Annotated in this window: 10 protein-coding genes and 2 pseudogenes; 3 read left to right on the forward strand and 9 right to left on the reverse strand. The window is 63.8% G+C overall.

The genetic code is table 11. The features are described 5' to 3' along the window. Positions 1 to 157 precede the first annotated feature (157 nt). From AC1Q7H_RS09990 to AC1Q7H_RS10000, 3 genes are all read left to right on the forward strand, one after another. Positions 158 to 1,894 carry an ABC transporter permease gene (locus tag AC1Q7H_RS09990; protein ID WP_492381211.1) on the forward strand — a complete coding sequence of 579 codons (1,737 nt, stop codon included), beginning with the start codon at positions 158 to 160 and terminating at the stop codon, positions 1,892 to 1,894. 13 nt (positions 1,895 to 1,907) lie between these two features. Further along, positions 1,908 to 3,206: an ABC transporter ATP-binding protein gene (locus AC1Q7H_RS09995; RefSeq protein WP_492381212.1), complete on the forward strand. Its 1,299-nt coding sequence runs from the start codon at positions 1,908 to 1,910 to the stop codon at positions 3,204 to 3,206. 67 nt (positions 3,207 to 3,273) lie between these two features. Beyond that, positions 3,274 to 3,996: an MgtC/SapB family protein gene (locus tag AC1Q7H_RS10000; protein WP_492381213.1), complete on the forward strand. Its 723-nt coding sequence runs from the start codon at positions 3,274 to 3,276 to the stop codon at positions 3,994 to 3,996. Between the two features lie 793 nt (positions 3,997 to 4,789). Here the strand turns inward: AC1Q7H_RS10000 and AC1Q7H_RS10005 are convergent. The 9 genes and pseudogenes from AC1Q7H_RS10005 to kdpB all read right to left on the reverse strand — a co-directional run. Further along, positions 4,790 to 4,873: pseudogene (locus AC1Q7H_RS10005) on the reverse strand (TorF family putative porin); the annotation flags it as partial. Between the two features lie 41 nt (positions 4,874 to 4,914). Beyond that, positions 4,915 to 6,894: a potassium transporter Kup gene (locus tag AC1Q7H_RS10010; RefSeq protein ID WP_492381214.1), complete on the reverse strand. Its 1,980-nt coding sequence runs from the start codon at positions 6,892 to 6,894 to the stop codon at positions 4,915 to 4,917. Between the two features lie 475 nt (positions 6,895 to 7,369). Further along, entirely contained in the window at positions 7,370 to 8,338 is a 969-nt protein-coding gene (gene dapA, locus AC1Q7H_RS10015) for a 4-hydroxy-tetrahydrodipicolinate synthase (RefSeq protein ID WP_492381215.1), read from the reverse strand. Beyond that, a complete protein-coding gene (locus AC1Q7H_RS10020) occupies positions 8,325 to 8,681 on the reverse strand; it encodes a hypothetical protein (protein WP_211984459.1) in 357 nt (118 codons plus the stop codon). Before AC1Q7H_RS10020 ends, dapA begins: the two co-directional genes overlap by 14 nt. Before the next feature lie 142 nt (positions 8,682 to 8,823). Continuing rightward, the gene (locus AC1Q7H_RS10025) at positions 8,824 to 9,651 is read right to left on the reverse strand and encodes a TorF family putative porin (RefSeq protein WP_211982445.1); all 828 of its coding nucleotides are present in this window, start codon (positions 9,649 to 9,651) and stop codon (positions 8,824 to 8,826) included. A gap of 132 nt (positions 9,652 to 9,783) precedes the next feature. Then, entirely contained in the window at positions 9,784 to 10,479 is a 696-nt protein-coding gene (kdpE, locus tag AC1Q7H_RS10030) for a two-component system response regulator KdpE (protein WP_492381216.1), read from the reverse strand. Positions 10,480 to 10,510: 31 nt separating this feature from the next. Further along, positions 10,511 to 13,354: pseudogene (locus AC1Q7H_RS10035) on the reverse strand (DUF4118 domain-containing protein). Positions 13,355 to 13,468: 114 nt separating this feature from the next. Further along, on the reverse strand, positions 13,469 to 14,095 hold the full coding sequence (gene kdpC, locus AC1Q7H_RS10040; RefSeq protein ID WP_492381217.1) for a potassium-transporting ATPase subunit KdpC: 627 nt from the start codon (positions 14,093 to 14,095) through the stop codon (positions 13,469 to 13,471). Positions 14,096 to 14,115: 20 nt separating this feature from the next. Beyond that, positions 14,116 to 16,350 carry a potassium-transporting ATPase subunit KdpB gene (gene kdpB, locus AC1Q7H_RS10045; RefSeq protein WP_492381218.1) on the reverse strand — a complete coding sequence of 745 codons (2,235 nt, stop codon included), beginning with the start codon at positions 16,348 to 16,350 and terminating at the stop codon, positions 14,116 to 14,118. Positions 16,351 to 16,359 lie beyond the last annotated feature (9 nt).

Genomic DNA, 16,359 nt, shown 5'->3' on the forward strand with positions numbered 1-16,359 from the left:
CATGGACGACGACCCTATCGCTGCGCTGCGCCTACCAACTGCTCGTGCCCGGCTGGCAGGGTGGTAAATCCAATGGCTCGCGAGCCTGTTCTGACGAAGCTGCCAGCACAAGCTCCGTGGGTTCCCGTTTAACCATGCTGTCGGCCAAGGAGGCCCCATGGCAAACGAATTCCTTCCGCACCCCCCCGGCACGGCTCGGCGTCTGCTTCCGAACCGCTGGGATTTCGTCGCACTTCCGCTGATTATCGGTCTGCTGGTAGTGGCCGCGTCGGGCATCCGTGAAACGCTGGCACCGCTCGCGGGCCCCAGCGCCGAGGCGATCTCGCTAGATCCCGCCATGCTGCCCGAATACGCCCTGCGGACCACGCTGCGCGTGCTGGCCGCACTGGCGGTGTCGCTGCTGTTCACCTTCACGTACGGCACGCTGGCAGCCAAGAGCCGCCGGGCAGAGAAGGTACTGGTCCCCATTCTCGACATCCTGCAGTCGGTGCCGGTGCTGGGCTATATCTCCTTTACCGTGGTCTTTTTCCTCGCGCTCTTTCCGGGCCGCATGCTGGGCGCCGAGCTCGCAGCGATCTTCGCGATCTTCACCAGCCAGGCCTGGAACATGACGTTCAGCTTCTACCAGTCATTGCGAACGCTACCGCCTGACCTGATCGAGGTGTCGAGCAGCATGCGCCTGACGCCCTGGCAGAAGTTCTGGAAGCTGGAGGTGCCGTTTGCCATGCCGGGGCTGATCTGGAACATGATGATGAGCATGTCGGGCGGCTGGTTCTTTGTCGTCGCCTCGGAAGCCATCACGGTCGGCGACAAGTCGATCACCCTGCCTGGGGTCGGGGCCTACCTGACCACCGCCATTGCCGACAGCAATATGGCAGCGGTGGGTTGGGTCATCCTGACCATGATCGCAGTGATCGTCCTGTACGACCAGTTCCTATTTCGTCCGATGGTGGCCTGGGCAGATCGCTTCCGGCTGGAAAGCACGAGCGCACAAACCGCACCGGAGTCCTGGGTGCTAAACCTCGTGCACCGTACCCACTTGATCCAGAGCCTGCTGCGTCCCTTCGGCCGCCTGCTGCGCAAGCTGGCGCGGGCCCGCTTCGCGGTCCGCCTGCCCGTGGCCCCAGGCGTCCAACGGGCAGGCCTGACCCGAGTCGTCGACCTCGTCTGGAGCTTTTTGGTGGCAGTGCTTGCCGGCTATCTGCTGTTGCGGACGATCAGCTATGTCCACACTGAAGCCGGGCTGGACGAAGTTGTGAAAGTTATCGGGCTGGGGCTGCTGACGCTGCTGCGCGTGCTGGTGCTGATCGTCCTCGCCTCCCTGATCTGGGTGCCGGTCGGGGTCATGATTGGCCTGCGGCCCCGGCTTGCCGAAAAAATCCAGCCGCTGGCCCAGTTCCTGGCGGCCTTTCCAGCCAACCTGCTGTTCCCGGTATTTGTGTTCGGCATTGTCCATTTTCATCTCAATCCGGACATCTGGCTGAGTCCGCTGATTGTGTTGGGGGTGCAGTGGTACATCCTCTTCAATGTCATCGCCGGGGCAACCGCATTTCCGAACGATTTCCGCGAAGCGGCCACCAATTTCCGCATTCACGGCTGGCAGTGGTGGAGAAAGATCATGCTGCCCGGGATTTTTCCCTACTACGTGACCGGCGCCATCACCGCGTCGGGCGGGGCATGGAACGCGAGCATCGTGTCCGAGGCGGTGTCATGGGGATCTACCAGCCTGTCGGCGCACGGCCTTGGCTCCTACATCGCCCAAGCCACCGCCGCCGGGGACTATCCCAAGATCGTCCTTGGTATTGCGGTCATGTCGATTATGGTGGTCTGTTTCAACCGTTTCCTGTGGCGTCCGCTGTATGCCATCGCCGAAAACAAGCTGCGCATGAACTGAGAGGGCAAGCACAATGCAAAACGAAATTCTGACCCCTTCCCGGAACATCCTGAGCATTCGCGACCTGAGCCACGGCTATGGCCGCGAGCAAGGCAAGCGCCTAGTGCTGGACGGCGTGAACCTCGATCTGCGCGAAGGCGAGATCGTCGGCCTGCTTGGCCGGTCGGGCTCTGGCAAGTCCACGCTGCTGCGGATGATTGTCGGGCTGATTTCCCCTACATCGGGCCAGCTCGACTACTGCGGTGTTCCTATCAAGGGCCCAGCCGAAGGCGTCGCCATGGTCTTCCAGACCTTTGCGCTATTCCCCTGGCTGACCGTGCTGGACAACGTCGAAGCTGGCCTGGAAGCCCTGGGCGTGCCGCCGGCGGAGCGGCGTGAGCGCGCGCTTGCGGCCATCGACCTGATAGGGCTGGACGGCTTTGAGAATGCCTTCCCACGCGAGTTGTCGGGTGGCATGCGCCAGCGTGTGGGCTTTGCTCGCGCTCTCGTCGTCAATCCGACGTTGCTGCTGATGGACGAACCATTCTCGGCGCTCGGCGTGCTAACGGCCGAAACCCTGCGTACCGACCTGCTCGATCTGTGGACGGAGCGCATGTTGCCGATCAAGTCGATGCTGATCGTGACCCACAACATCGAGGAGGCGGTCTTCATGTGCGACCGTATCCTGCTGCTGTCATCCAACCCGGGGGCTGTCGTCGCCGAGTTCGAAGTACCGTTCAAGCATCGGCGTGACCGCCTTGAGCCGGCATTCCGCGAACTTGTCGACGAGATCTACGCCAAGATGACAGCCCGGCCAACCAAGGGAGTTGCACCAAGGAACGGCCTGGACATCGGCAGCCCGCTGCAGCCGGTTTCCACAAACCTGATGGCGGGTCTGATCGAAACTGTGGCTGCCGAGCCGTATCGGGGCCAGGCCGATCTGCCGGAGATCGCAGCGACCATGCATCTGGAGGTGGACGATCTTTTTCCAGTCGCCGAGATGCTAGGACATCTCGGCTTTGCCGAACTGCGCGAGGGCGACATTGTGCTGACCGCGGCAGGGCTGGTCTTCAATGAACATGGCACGCAGGAACGCAAAGCCCTCTTCGCCGAGCATCTGGTGCGACGTGTGCCGATGGCCGGCTATATCCGTACGGTGCTGGCGGAGCGGAAAGACCAGCAAGCCCCGCGCGTCCGGTTTGAGCAGAAGTTAGAGGATTTTCTGAGCGATGAACTGGCCAGGCAGACGCTGGAGGCGATCATTGAATGGGGACGTTATGCGGAGATCTTCTCGTACGATGACCATACGGAGCGGTTTTCGCTTGAAAGCTAATGCAACTTGTCTGTCCTCAACCTGACGCAGTCACCTTGAGCCCGACTCTGACCAGTTCGAGTGAAACATGACCATTGAAGCCATCCAAAACATCAATCTGGATTCTCTATTCGATACCAGCATCAGTGTGGCCGCGGCATTCGTGCTGGGCGCGGTGATCGGTTACGAACGACAGTACCGCCAACGTACCGCCGGCCTGCGCACGAATGTGCTGGTGGCGGTCGGCGCGGCCATCTTCGTGGATATGGCCAACCGGCTGGCAGGGCACGATGGTGCCGTGCGCGTCGTCGCCTATGTGGTCTCGGGAATCGGCTTCCTTGGCGCCGGCGTGATCATGCGGGAAGAGGGAAACGTGCGCGGACTCAATACCGCTGCCACCTTGTGGGGCTCGGCAGCCATAGGCGCGTGTGCCGGCGCGGATCTGCTTCTGGAGGCTACGGTCGGTTGTCTATTCGTGCTGGCTGCAAATACGCTGCTTCGCCCCATGGTCGACCGCATCAACCGCCAGCCCATCGATACTCCCGCCGTGGAGGTGACCAATACCGTCTACGTCATCGCACCGCGGGAGCGCCAGAAGGAAGCAATGCGCATGTTGGATGAGGCCCTGGAAAGCAGTAATTATCCCACGCGCGACCTGGTAGTTCACGCTTTTGGCTCGGACGACGTGGAGATCGAGGCCGTGCTGATGGCGACCTCGGTCGATGGGGAGAAGCTCGATAACGTTGTCGAGCGACTGGCAGAGTCAAGTGCTGTCAGTCAGGCCTTCTGGAGCCCCAGCACCACTGAGTGAATTGCTGCGGTACCACCTGTGTTGGCAAAAGACCATCACGGAGTCTTCGCTAAAGTTGGTCCTGCGATTGCTGGTCTGCCATATCCGCAATGGCTGCCAATTGACGGGCGTCCGGGCTCTGGTCGCCGGGTGTCCGGTAAGGGGCGACGAGCCGTCATCCAAGCCGAGGTTGGCGATCGTCTCCTCTCAAACTGGCCGGTTGTCGACGCCGACGGCAGTCAGGCAGTCTCGGTCGCCGCGGCTGGCCAAGTGCGGTAGCCCGCTGGTGCGGGCTTTTTTATCGATCTTGCGAAGCCAGCCGCCATGTCGGAATGCCTTCGTCGAAACTATCGAACCACTCCCGGATAGCGTCGGCCACCACCCCTGGATCGCAAGTGGCGGCATCCGGGACGCAGGCCCAAATGAGACTTTCGACGTCAAAGCGTCGTTCCGCCCGATCCCTCCAGGCATCGCGGTCGCGGGCTAGGATAGCGAGGTGCTGGTCTCGGATCGGGATGTAACGTATGGCGCAGAGTGGGCGTCCCGTATTGACGGCCGCCTCGCCGATTTCTTGACCCATCCACTGGCTTACGTCAACCCTTCTCCGGTGCATGGAAGAGGGGACAGCTCTGCTTGATTCCGGCGTACCGATTAACACGGTATGGACATCGAAAATTTGCAGTGCTGGAGCGGCGTGAGCTGAATTGACAATGTCCATAGTGCTCAGGTGGATTGATCGGGAGAACCTTTGAGCCTTCCTTTTTCCGGTGCGGCGAAGACCAGCCGGCCGACATTGTCGCGGCCCCCAGGTAGAGTACTGCAGCACGCCGATGTCGTAGCTCCAGCCGGCACCGAACGTATTCTTGTAGCCGCCGTAGAAATCCATTTCTATCGGGGCCTAGACTTCGGCATTGCTGGCTCCCAGTTCAGAGGCAGCGCTTAGCCATCAGGTGGAAGCTCCAGCCTGCCACCCAGCTCGACGACCCGGTTGGCCGGTATCCCAAAATGGGCCGTTGCGTCGACTTCATTCCGGCGCTGCCAGATAAAGGCCGTTAGTAAAGCATGCCTCAGAAAGCGGCGGCCTCGAGGCACAGTCAGTACGTCGCGCCCAAGGTAATAGGAGGTCCGCATCGGATCGTAAGGAGCCTCCCCGCAGACCCGCTCCGCCTGCTCGAGTACAGCCGGCACATTCGGCGATTCCATGAAGCCGAACTGCGCGACAATACGCAAGAAGCCCAGGCCGAGGTCTTCGCATGTCAGCCGCTTGTCGGCACTGACACGCGGTGCGTCGACCGTTTCCAGCGTCAGGAGGATGACGTGCTCGTGCAGCACCTGGTTGTGCTTGAGGTGGTGCATCAGCGCGGCGGGCGCTTCCTGACTGCGCTCGCACATGAATACCGCATTGCCTTCCACGCGGTGTGGCGGCCCTCTTCGCAATACGCTGATCAAGGCTTGCGGTGTCATGCCGCTGCCACGGCGCGCTGCGGCCAACTGCAAGCGGCCATAGCGCCAGGCAAACATCACCAGGAAAGTCGCGGCGCCGAGTAGCAGCGGCAGCCAGCCGCCTTCCGTGACTTTCAGCGCATTGGCGCCGAAAAATGCCAGGTCTGCCAACATAAAGACCCCCGCGACCACAACAACCCGGGGCACTCCCCAACCCCACCGCTGGCGCGCGAGCGCCGAGAAAAGCACGGTCGTGATGGCCATGGTGGCGGACACCGCCAGGCCAAACGCGGCAGCAAGACTTGCCGAGGAGCGGAAGCCCAGCACAACCGCAATGGTGGCGCCCATCAGCAACCAGTTGAGCGCAGGCAGGTAGATCTGTCCGCGCGTTGCCGCGGACGTGTTGATAACTTGGAACCGCGGGCTCAGGCCGAGTTGCATGGCCTGGCTGGTGAGGGAGAAGACGGCAGTGATCAATGCCTGCGCCGCGACAATGGTGGCGAGCGTCGCCAGCACCACCATCGGATAGAGTGCCCATTGCGGCACCATCGCATAGAATGGGCGATCTGCGGCGGCGGGATCGCGCAGCAGCAATGCCGCTTGCCCGAGATAGTTCACGGCAAGCGCCGGCAACGCGAGACCGTACCATGCCAGCCGGATCGGCCTGCGACCGAAATGCCCCATGTCAGCATAGAGCGCCTCACCACCGGTCAGGCATAGCACGACCGCGCCCAAGGCCACGAATCCCCGGAAGCCGTTCTGCTGGAAGAAGCTGAAGGCAGCCATCGGGTTGAAAGCCGCCAAGGCCTGCGGCGTCTGGACCAGGTTGGCAAGCCCGAGGACCAGGATCACTACGAACCACGTCGCGAGGATGGGACCGAACGCCATGCCGACCTTGCCCGACCCCTTGGCCTGCGCGCTGAACAGGCCGAGCAGGATAATGACCGTCAGCGGTACGATATAGGGATCGAACGCCGGTGTCGCCACGGAAAGGCCCTCTACCGCACTGAGCACCGAGATGGCGGGCGTGATAACGCCGTCGCCATACAGCATCGCAGTGCCCACCAGGGCCAGCGAAACCCACAAGAAGCCTTGCCTTCCCTTCATCGACGACCGCGACAAGTCGCCGACCAGCAAGGCTAGCAGCGCAAGGATGCCACCTTCCCCCTGGTTGTCAGCCCGCATCAGGAGGAGGACATATTTAAGGCTGACCATGACGATCAGCGACCACAGGAACAACGACAGGCAACCGATCACGTTCTCCGGCGTGGGTGAAACGCCCCGCTCGCCGTGGAAGGCTTCCTGCAGTGCATATAGCGGGCTGGTACCCAGATCGCCAAAGACAATACCCAGGGCCGCCAGCGACATCGTCAGCGTTGCCCGGACAGGGGGCGCTTCCCCGGACAGGCGGGTTTCCCCGAGCAGTTCGAGTGGTGGGTGCGGCTTATGACGAAGTTTAGTGGTGTCAGGCTTCAAGTGAGACCGCCACGTTGGCACTCGTTTGCCCGGGTCAGTGAGGTCGACGAACGCCTTATCGCTCCGTGAAGATGAGTCCCATCTGCTCGGCCTGGTCAGTGATCCAGTCCCAGTCGACGCTCAGCTCGCGGTGGCAAGCGGGACAAGTCAGCGGCAGCGGGAGTTTTCTCGAGACCATATCCTGCAGGGTCTCAGAGTGAACGTGCCCGCACGCCGTGCAGGTGAAGAAGAGTGGGACAGGAGGTTTCATTGTCGCCTCGACGGATCGGTCGCCGGATAGTTCGGCAAGGGCTGGGTCTACGCTCCGGACCGACTTGTGTGGAATCTCACGCGACCAAGCCCTGATATCAATGTACAAATGCCATCGAAAAAATTGTGTAAAGACCTGGGCTCACGGCATAAACAACGCATAAAACCGATCCCCAGACATCGCTGGCCTGCCGACGGTGAAGCGGGGGCAACGATGGCTAGCCTTTCAGGCCGCCAGATGCTCATCCCGTGCCACAGAAGGCGGAGGAAGAAGGGCCATGGCCTCCTCCAGCCGCTGGACCAACAGGGAACTTGCCGGTTGCAATGGCAGGCGGGTTTCCGGGGAGATCGCGCCGGAAAGTGCCAAAGCCGCCTTCACTGGTGCGGGATTCGGCTCTGAGAACATGAGGGAAATCAACCGGGCGAGTCTGGCAAACAATGCGCGAGCCGCACCGAAATGGCCGGTCTGCGCCAGATGCAGCAGACGGACGAAGAGATCCGGACGAATATGCGACGACGCTGCGATAACGCCGGCACCGCCGGCAAGCAGGTGATCCAGCATGGCGGCGTCCTCACCGCACAGCACGGTGGTGTGCAGATCGCCGGAAAGCGCGCCAAGATTGCCGCTGTCGCACTCTTTGACCGCCGCGATCTGCGGATGGGCAAGCAGGGATCGTATGAGCGGCGGCGACATCGCACACCCCGTCCGCTTGGGAACGTTGTACAGCATCAGGGGGCGATCGGTTGCACGCGCCACCTCGTTGAAATGCCACACGATGCCCTCATCGGAGGGCCGCAGATAGTATGGCGGTGGCACCAGGTAGCCGGCAAGGTCAAAGGCGTCCAGTTCCGCAATTTGCGCGCACACCGCGCGTGTATCGACCGCACCCACGCCAGCCATCACCGGTAGCTCGCCATGGACGGCTTCTAGGACTGCCGCCGCGAATACTTGCCGCTCGCGTGTGGAAAGCAGGCTTCCCTCGCCCGTCGTGCCCAATATGATCAAGCCATTCACGCCTGCCTCGGCGTAGCGCTCGGCCAGCCTGGCCGCACCTGACAAGTCCAGCGAGCCGGCACGCATCGGCGTGACCATGGGCACCCAAATGCCCCACGGTGACTCGCGGGAGATCGCTGCGATACCGGTGCAGGCGCGAACGGCGGCACCGGAGAAGCTCTCTTCCTCAGTGCGCCACATAGTCGTCTCCCAGGGCTGTCGTGACCCCGAACTCCGCAGCCGGAAATGCCATCATGATGGCATGCATGGCCGCGTCGCGGTCCGTGCGGGCCATCTCCACGTGCATCAAAGTTTCGCCGTGCCGGTAGTCAACGTTTACCACATAGGCGCGGGCCAGCTCACCGAGCGCCCTGTGGATGGTCTGCCGCAGCTCGAACACCTCGGTGGATGTCACCGCAAGACGCATGCGGATCCAGGCCGGTGCCGGCTGGGAAACCGCGCGCAGCGCGGGCATGGTGCCTTCGCTGCTGCGCGAGGCGGTACGTCGGGGAACGGTGTCAACGGCCAGGCTTGACTGTCGCATGATTGGATAGACCCGCGCGGTAGCGGGTCGCGTGTTGGACATGGCTTTATGCTAGCCAGCACCGTCTAAATTTGATGCAAGGATGTTGGGCTAATGTATTAAATCCGCATCAAAATCGGCGACACTGGCAAAGCGCTCGCGCTCAGAACGTCTTCGTCAGCGAAGCCCAGGCCGCGGCCTTGCCGAGGTAGCGGCCCCGGTTGGCGCTGGTGTAGACCGATTCCTTGGCGTTGGTGTCCACGTAGGCCACCGCCAGCGCAAAGCCCTTGCCCAGGTCCTTGGTCAGGCCGATCTTCCAGTCGGTGTACGAGGCGTCGCTGTTGTGCGTCACGCCCTGGTAACCCACATGCGCATTCAGCGTCAGGTCCCAGAAATTCAGCGGCACGTTGGCCGTCAGGTCGACGTAGTAGCTGTTCTTGCTGTCGTTGAAACCGAACAGGTTTGTCACGGCATGCGAGTACTTCAGGAACACCGGGCCCCAGCCGATGCCGGCGTACAGTTCCGTGGTGTACGGTCGCGGGTTGTTGTAGCCGCCCGGGTAGTAGTATTCGAGCACGCCCAGGTCGTAGTTGAACTCGAGACCAGACACCTTGAAGGTGTTCTTGAAGCCTCCGTAGAAATCCATTTCGACCGGTGCCGACACCGACGAGTTGGCATCTTCGAGCCAGCTGATGCTCGAGTTCCAGTTGCCCACGTAGAAGCCGCTCTCATGCGCGTAGTCGAAGCCACCCTGGATCGCCGGGCGCAGGTTGGTCTGGCTGATGCCGCGATAGCGGTAGTCCGAAACCAGCGAAACGTTGGCCGTGAACGTATGCGGCGATGCCGGCTCAGCAGCGGCAGCAGCCGGAGCCGCGGCAGCCGCCTCGGCGTCTGGCTGGGATTGCGCCATGGCGGGCACGGCGGCGAACAAGAGGATGGAAGGTACGGAACATGCAAGCAGCGCGGCTGCCGTATGGCGCAGGTCAGTCATTTTTTTGTGGCGAAAAGTTGAAAAAATCCCCATTGCAGGGAGCCTCGCCACGATATGGCCTGACGCCTAAAAAAGGTATCAAAAGCCGCAATGCCTGCGTACAAATCCAATAAAGACGGCTGGGATTCAGCGTTATCCGGCAAACCGATAGCCCAAACCGATTTCCGTCAGCAGGTGGGCGGGCTGCGCCGGGTCCGCTTCGAGTTTGTGCCGCAGATGTCCCATGTAGACGCGCAGATACTGGCTGCTCTCTGCCTGAGAAGGCCCCCACACTTCCCGCAGCAATTCCCGGTGCGTCATGACCTTGCCGCGGTGGGCGATCAGAACCGCCAGGAGACGGTACTCGATCGGGGTCAGGTGCACGGCCTGTCCGGCACGGGTGACCAGACGGCTGGCCAGGTCAACTTGTACGTCACCGAACAGAATCTGGTGGGAGCCTTGCGGGCTGGCCCTGGCATGCCGGCGCAGCAGCACGCGCAGGCGTGCAACCAGTTCTCCGACGCCAAATGGCTTGGTCAAATAGTCGTCGGCGCCGGCATCCAACGCACCAATCTTGTCGGCCTCTCCACTACGTGCCGATAGGACAAGGATCGGTACGTCAGTCCACGTACGCATCTCGTTGATCAATTGCACCCCATCACCGTCCGGCAACCCCAGGTCGAGTATGACCAGGTCAGGCTGCCGGGTACCTGCCTCAACCAATCCGCGCTTGAGCGATTCTGCCTCGTACACCGTGCAGCCTTCAGACTCCAGCGTCGCGCGAACAAAGCGCCGGATATGCCGCTCATCCTCAATGAGCAAAACGGTTGGGGAAAAATCGAATGGCATTAACTCCCTCTCCTTCCTGACTGGCGACGCACTAGGCATCAGCCGGCTCCGGTTCCACTGCCGGCGGTTTCCCGCGAGGCAACGCGACCATGAAGCGCGCGCCGGCTTGCTCGCCGGGCCGGTCTGGCCGCAGCGCCGGTTCCACCCAGATGCGCCCGCCATGCGCCTGGACGATTGCCTCGCAGACGGCGAGGCCGAGGCCCACGCCTGCGGTCGCCGACTCGCGCTCGCCGCGCGTGAATTTCTCGAAGATCTGCCGCTCCATGCCTTTGGGCACGCCCGGGCCATCGTCCTCGACCGCAATCCTGATTTCATCATCGACCGCTGCGGCGGACAACCGGATCTCAGTGCCCGCGGGCGTGTATTTAGCCGCGTTTTCCAGAAGGTTGCAGCACGCGCTCCATCAGCACCGCATCGCATTCGACCAGGGGCACCCTGGACAAGTCGGCGACGACCACACGATGGCGGGCGAGCGCATCGCGCATGGCGGCAAGGCTGGCGCCAACCAGTTCCTCCACCGACTGCCACTCCATGTTGGTCCGGACATCGCGGCTCTGCAGCTTGGCCATGTCAAGCAGGTTCACCACCATCGTCCGCATCCGCCTGGCCTGCTCCAGCATGGCGGATACGTTCTCGTCCAGCGGCGGGGCCAACGCAGGCTCGCTGCGCTGCATGGTTTCGGCCATGCCGATCAGGCTGGTCAGCGGGGTGCGCAGGTCATGGGAGACGGCGGCCAGCAATGAGCTGCGCAAGCGCTCCGACTCCATCGACAGCAAGGCCTGCTGCGCCACCTCGACGTAGTGCAGCCGTTCGATCGCGATCGCGATCAGTGTGCAGAACACGTCGACCTGACGCCGCAGCGCGGGTTGCGCAAAGGCGCGCGCCACCGCGGGCTCCACCGCCAGCACGCCGCGGGTCTGCATCGGCGCCTTCAACGGCAGGTACAGCACGGTACTGCCCGGCAGCGTATGCGTGCCGGTGCCGGCCGGCTCGCCGTGATCGAAGACCCACTTCGCCAACACACGGTCGATCGAGTCGGTGCGCGCCGCCGTGTCTTGCTGACCGGCATCGGACACCGGCGGCAGCAGGCGCCCTTGCGGCGAAACCAGGAAGAAGGCCGAGTTGGCATCGAAGGCGGCGCGCAGGAAGCGGCTGCCGATCGAAACGATCTGTTCCGGCATCAGCGCGGCCGACAGTTCGCGCGCCAGCTCGTACAGCGTGCGCGCGTCTTCTTCGCGCTGCACGGCCAGTTGCGCCTGTTCGCGCAAGCCGGCCGTCAGTTGCCCGATGACCAGTCCGACGGAGAGCAGCACCAGGAAGGTCAGCAGATACTGCACGTCGCTGACGGCAAAGGACAGCCGCGGCGGCACGAAGAAGAAATCGAAAGCGGCTACGGCCAGCACCGAGGCCAGCGCTGCCGGCCCGCGGCCATGACGCAGCGCGACCCCGACCACCGCCGCGAGGAACAGCATGGCGATGTTGACGACGTCGAACCAGGGAAACGCCAGCGCCGACAGTGCCGTGGCACCCGCGCACCATACGACGGCCCACACGTAGTCCTTGCGGGTCGCCCCGTCGATGGCCTCGGGGGCCTCCGGCTCGTCGGCGCCGTGGCGCGGGCGAATGTCGGCCCGGGTGGTGTCGGCCGCCACGCGGATGATATCGATCTCCGGGCACCCGAGCGCCAGCGCATCGGCAAAACTGCGGCGGCCGAACAGCCACGCAGGCGCGTTCACGAAGGGCGACAAGGCCAGCCCAAGCAGCGAGCGCGCCCGCTCTGCAAGGGAGGTGCCACCCCGGCGCCAGTCCGCCGGCGCGCGGCCGATCACCACCTTGGTCAGGTTGTGGCGGCGAACGTAGCCGACCACCGCCTGCACCATGTCATTGCCCGCCAGGGTCTCGGTGCGCGCGCCCAGCTCCTCGGCCAGGCGCATGGCCGTCTGCAGGCGCACCCTGGCGACATTGGAGGGCGGCGCCAGCCTCGGCGTGGCGATCGTCACCACATGCCAGTCGCAATCGAGCTGGCCGGCAAGCCGGCGGGCGCTCTTGACGACCTGCTCCGCATCATCGCCGCTGCCGATGCAGGCAAGCACCGCTTCCCGGGTGCGCCAGACCGACTGCACGGCTTCGGACTGGCGCCATGCCCGGACATCGTAGTCCACGCGGTCGGCGGTCCGGCGCAGCGCCAACTCGCGCAGGGCAATCAGGTTGCCTTTGCGGAAGAAATTGCGCGCCGCATGTCGCGCCTGCTCCGGCAGATACACCTTGCCTTCCTTCAGCCGACGCAGCAGCTCATCGGCGGGCAGGTCGACTAGCACGACTTCATCTGCACTGTCGAAGACAGTGTCCGGCACCGTTTCCCACACGCGGATTCCTGTGATGCCCCAACAGCCTCGTTCAGGCTGTCGAGGTGCTGCACATTGACCGTGGTCCAGACGTCAATGCCGGCGGCCTGCAGTTCCTGGATGTCCTGCCACCGCTTGGGATGGCGGCTGCCCGGCGCGTTGGAATGTGCGAGTTCGTCAACCAGGATCAGCGAAGGATGGCGGGCCAGCGCCGCGTCCAGGTCGAACTCCTTGAGCACCCGCTCACGGTATGGCACATCCTTCATTGGCAGCCGCTCGACATCGGAGATTAGCGCTTCGGTCTCTGCGCGGCCGTGGGTCTCGACGATACCAATGACGACGTCCGTGCCCTGCATGGACGCCGCCCGGGCCGCGGTGAGCATGGCAAAGGTCTTGCCCACCCCGGCCGAAGCGCCAAAGTAGACCCTGAGCTTGCCGCGCGATGCCCGCTCACCTTCGGCCTGAACCCTCTGAAGGAGCGCATCGGGGTCGGGGCGTGCGTCGGCATCGCGAAATTCGGCATCAGACATAGGATGGCTCACCCACAATCCTGGCAGAAGCAGAACCATTCGGCACCGCGTCGGGGTACCGCCGCCGATGTGGCCGGCGTGGGGCCCCGCAGCATCGCCCAACCTTCGGGGACTTCATTGCTTCGGCGCAATGCCATCCAATGCAAGGTTCAGCTTCAGGACATTGACGCCTGGGTCACCCAGTACCGGCAGCAGAGGCGCTTCGGTACTCGCGGCGATCAGCTGCTTCACCTGTTCGGTCGAAATCCCCCTGATCCGGGCGACGCGCGCCGCCTGATATTCGGCCGCGGCAGGACTGATATGCGGATCCAGCCCGCTTCCGGATGCCGTGACCAGGTCCACGGGTACCCGCGCCTGGTTGTCGGGATCCGCGGCATGCAGCGCGTCGATGCGCGCACGGGCCGCGTCGGTCAGCGCCGGATTGGTGGGGCCCAGGTTCGACCCGGCCGAAGCCGCGGGGTTATATGGCATGGGCGCCGTCGCCGACAACCGGCCCCAGAAGTACTTCGGGTCGGAGAACGGCTGGCCGATCAGTTCCGATCCGACCCCCTTCCCGTCCTTCTCGATCAGCGAGCCGCCTGCCTGATGCGGAAACACGGCTTTCGAGATCGCGGTGATCATGCCAGGATACAACAGGCCGGTAATCAGCGACAGGGCAATGAACACCGCGAGCATCGGCCTGACAAGCCCCCCCTGCACGGGCGGCGGCGACGGCTGCGGGGACTGCACTTGCGTATTCATGAATGCTCCGATAGGGGAAATCAGACCCAGCCAAACAGGGTAAGGATCATGTCGATCAGCTTGATGCCGGCAAACGGCACCAGGATGCCGCCAAGCCCGTAGATCAGCAGGTTGCGGCGCAGCAGCACCGCGGCGCCCAGCGGCCGGTAGACCACGCCCTTGAGCGCGAGCGGAATCAGCACCACGATGATCAGCGCGTTGAAGATCACCGCCGACATGATCGCCGAAGCCGGCGTCGCGAGGGCCATCACGTTCAACAGGTTGAGCTGCGGATATGTGGTGGCAAACGCCGCCGGGATGATCGCAAAGTACTTGGCGATGTCGTTGGCCACGCTGAAGGTCGTCAGCGAGCCGCGCGTCATCAGCATCTGCTTGCCGATCTCGACGATCTCGATCAGCTTGGTCGGGTTGCTGTCCAGGTCCACCATGTTGCCGGCTTCCTTGGCCGCCTGCGTCCCGCTGTTCATCGCCACGGCCACATCGGCCTGGGCGAGTGCCGGGGCATCGTTGGTGCCGTCGCCGGTCATCGCGACCAGCCGCCCTTCGGTCTGGTACTGGCGGATCAGCTTCAGCTTGGCTTCCGGCGTGGCCTCGGCCAGGAAGTCGTCAACGCCCGCCTCAGCCGCAATCGTGGCCGCCGTCAGCCGGTTGTCGCCGGTGATCATCACGGTCCTGATGCCCATCTTGCGCAGCTCGCCGAAGCGCTCGCGGATGCCGGTCTTGACGATGTCCTTCAGTTCGATCACGCCCAGCACGCGCACCGCATCGCCCCTGGCGTCGGCCACCACCAGCGGTGTGCTGCCGACGCGCGCTACCTCGTCCACGGCCTGCAGTACGGCATCAGGGAACTTGCCGCCGCGCTCGGTCACGTAGCGGCGCACGGAATCTGCTGCACCCTTGCGCACGTGACGCTCGCCGCCGCCATCGCCTAGATCGACGCCGCTCATGCGGGTCTGGGCGCTGAACGGCACGAACTCCGGCTTCAGGCTGGCCATCTCCGGCGCCGCCAGCCCCGGCTGCTGGCGGGCCAGCGTGACGATGCTGCGGCCTTCCGGGGTCTCGTCGGCCAGCGACGACAGCCAGGCCGCTTCCGCGAGCTGCAACAGTGAAACGCCCGGCGCCGGGATAAAGCGCGATGCCTGGCGGTTGCCGTGGGTGATCGTGCCGGTCTTGTCGAGCAGCAGCACATCCACGTCACCGGCGGCTTCGACGGCACGGCCCGACGTGGCGATCACGTTGGCTTCCATCATCCGGCTCATGCCAGCGACGCCGATGGCCGACAGCAGGCCGCCAATCGTGGTCGGGATCAGGCAGACCAGCAGCGCCACCAGCACAGTGATCGTCACCGGCACGCCAGCCTTTGTCACCAGGACGCTGTAGAGCGAGAACGGCTGCAGCGTGGCGGTGGCCAGCAGCAGCACCAGGGTCAGGCCGACCAGCAGGATAGTCAGGGCCAGCTCGTTCGGGGTCTTCTGCCGCTTGGCGCCTTCGACCATCGTGATCATGCGGTCGATGAAGCTCTCGCCCGGGTTGGTCGTGATGCGTACCACGATCCAGTCGGACAGCACCCGCGTGCCACCGGTCACGGACGAGAAATCGCCGCCGGATTCCCGGATCACCGGCGCCGATTCGCCCGTGATGGCGCTCTCGTCAACCGAGGCTACGCCGTCGATCACTTCGCCGTCCCCGGGGATCATGTCGCCGGCTTGCACCAGGACAACGTCACCACGCCGCAGCGCCGTGGCGGCACGGCTCTCCGTGGCACCGCCACGCTTGCCATCCTTCAGCACGCGCGCGGTGACCGTGGTCTTGAGGCCGCGCAGCGCTTCGGCCTGCTGCTTGCTGCGCCCTTCGGCCAGCGCTTCGGCAAAGTTGGCGAACAGCACGGTGAACCACAGCCAGACCGAGACCGCGAGGATAAAGCCCGCGCTTTCTCCGCCATGGACAGCGGTGGGCGCGAACAAAGCGCGCAGGAACAGGATGGTCGTCAGAATACTGCCCACGTAGACGACAAACATCACCGGGTTGCGCAGCTGGTCGCGCGGCGACAGCTTCCGGAAGGCCGCAACGAGCGCGGGCTTCACCAGCTCCGGCGCGAACATGCTGCGCGGCGCGGGGCGATGATGGTGGGGATGGTGGGGATCGCGTTGCCGCCCGGACACCGGCGCGCCCTTCGCTTGGGGCGTGTCGGAAGAAGAAGCTTCGGACGTCTTGCCGCTGCGCTTGGCCGCTGGGGCCGTCGAATCATGTTGCATGGTTTCTCC

This window comes from Cupriavidus sp. GW823-FHT06D04 (assembly GCF_058795055.1).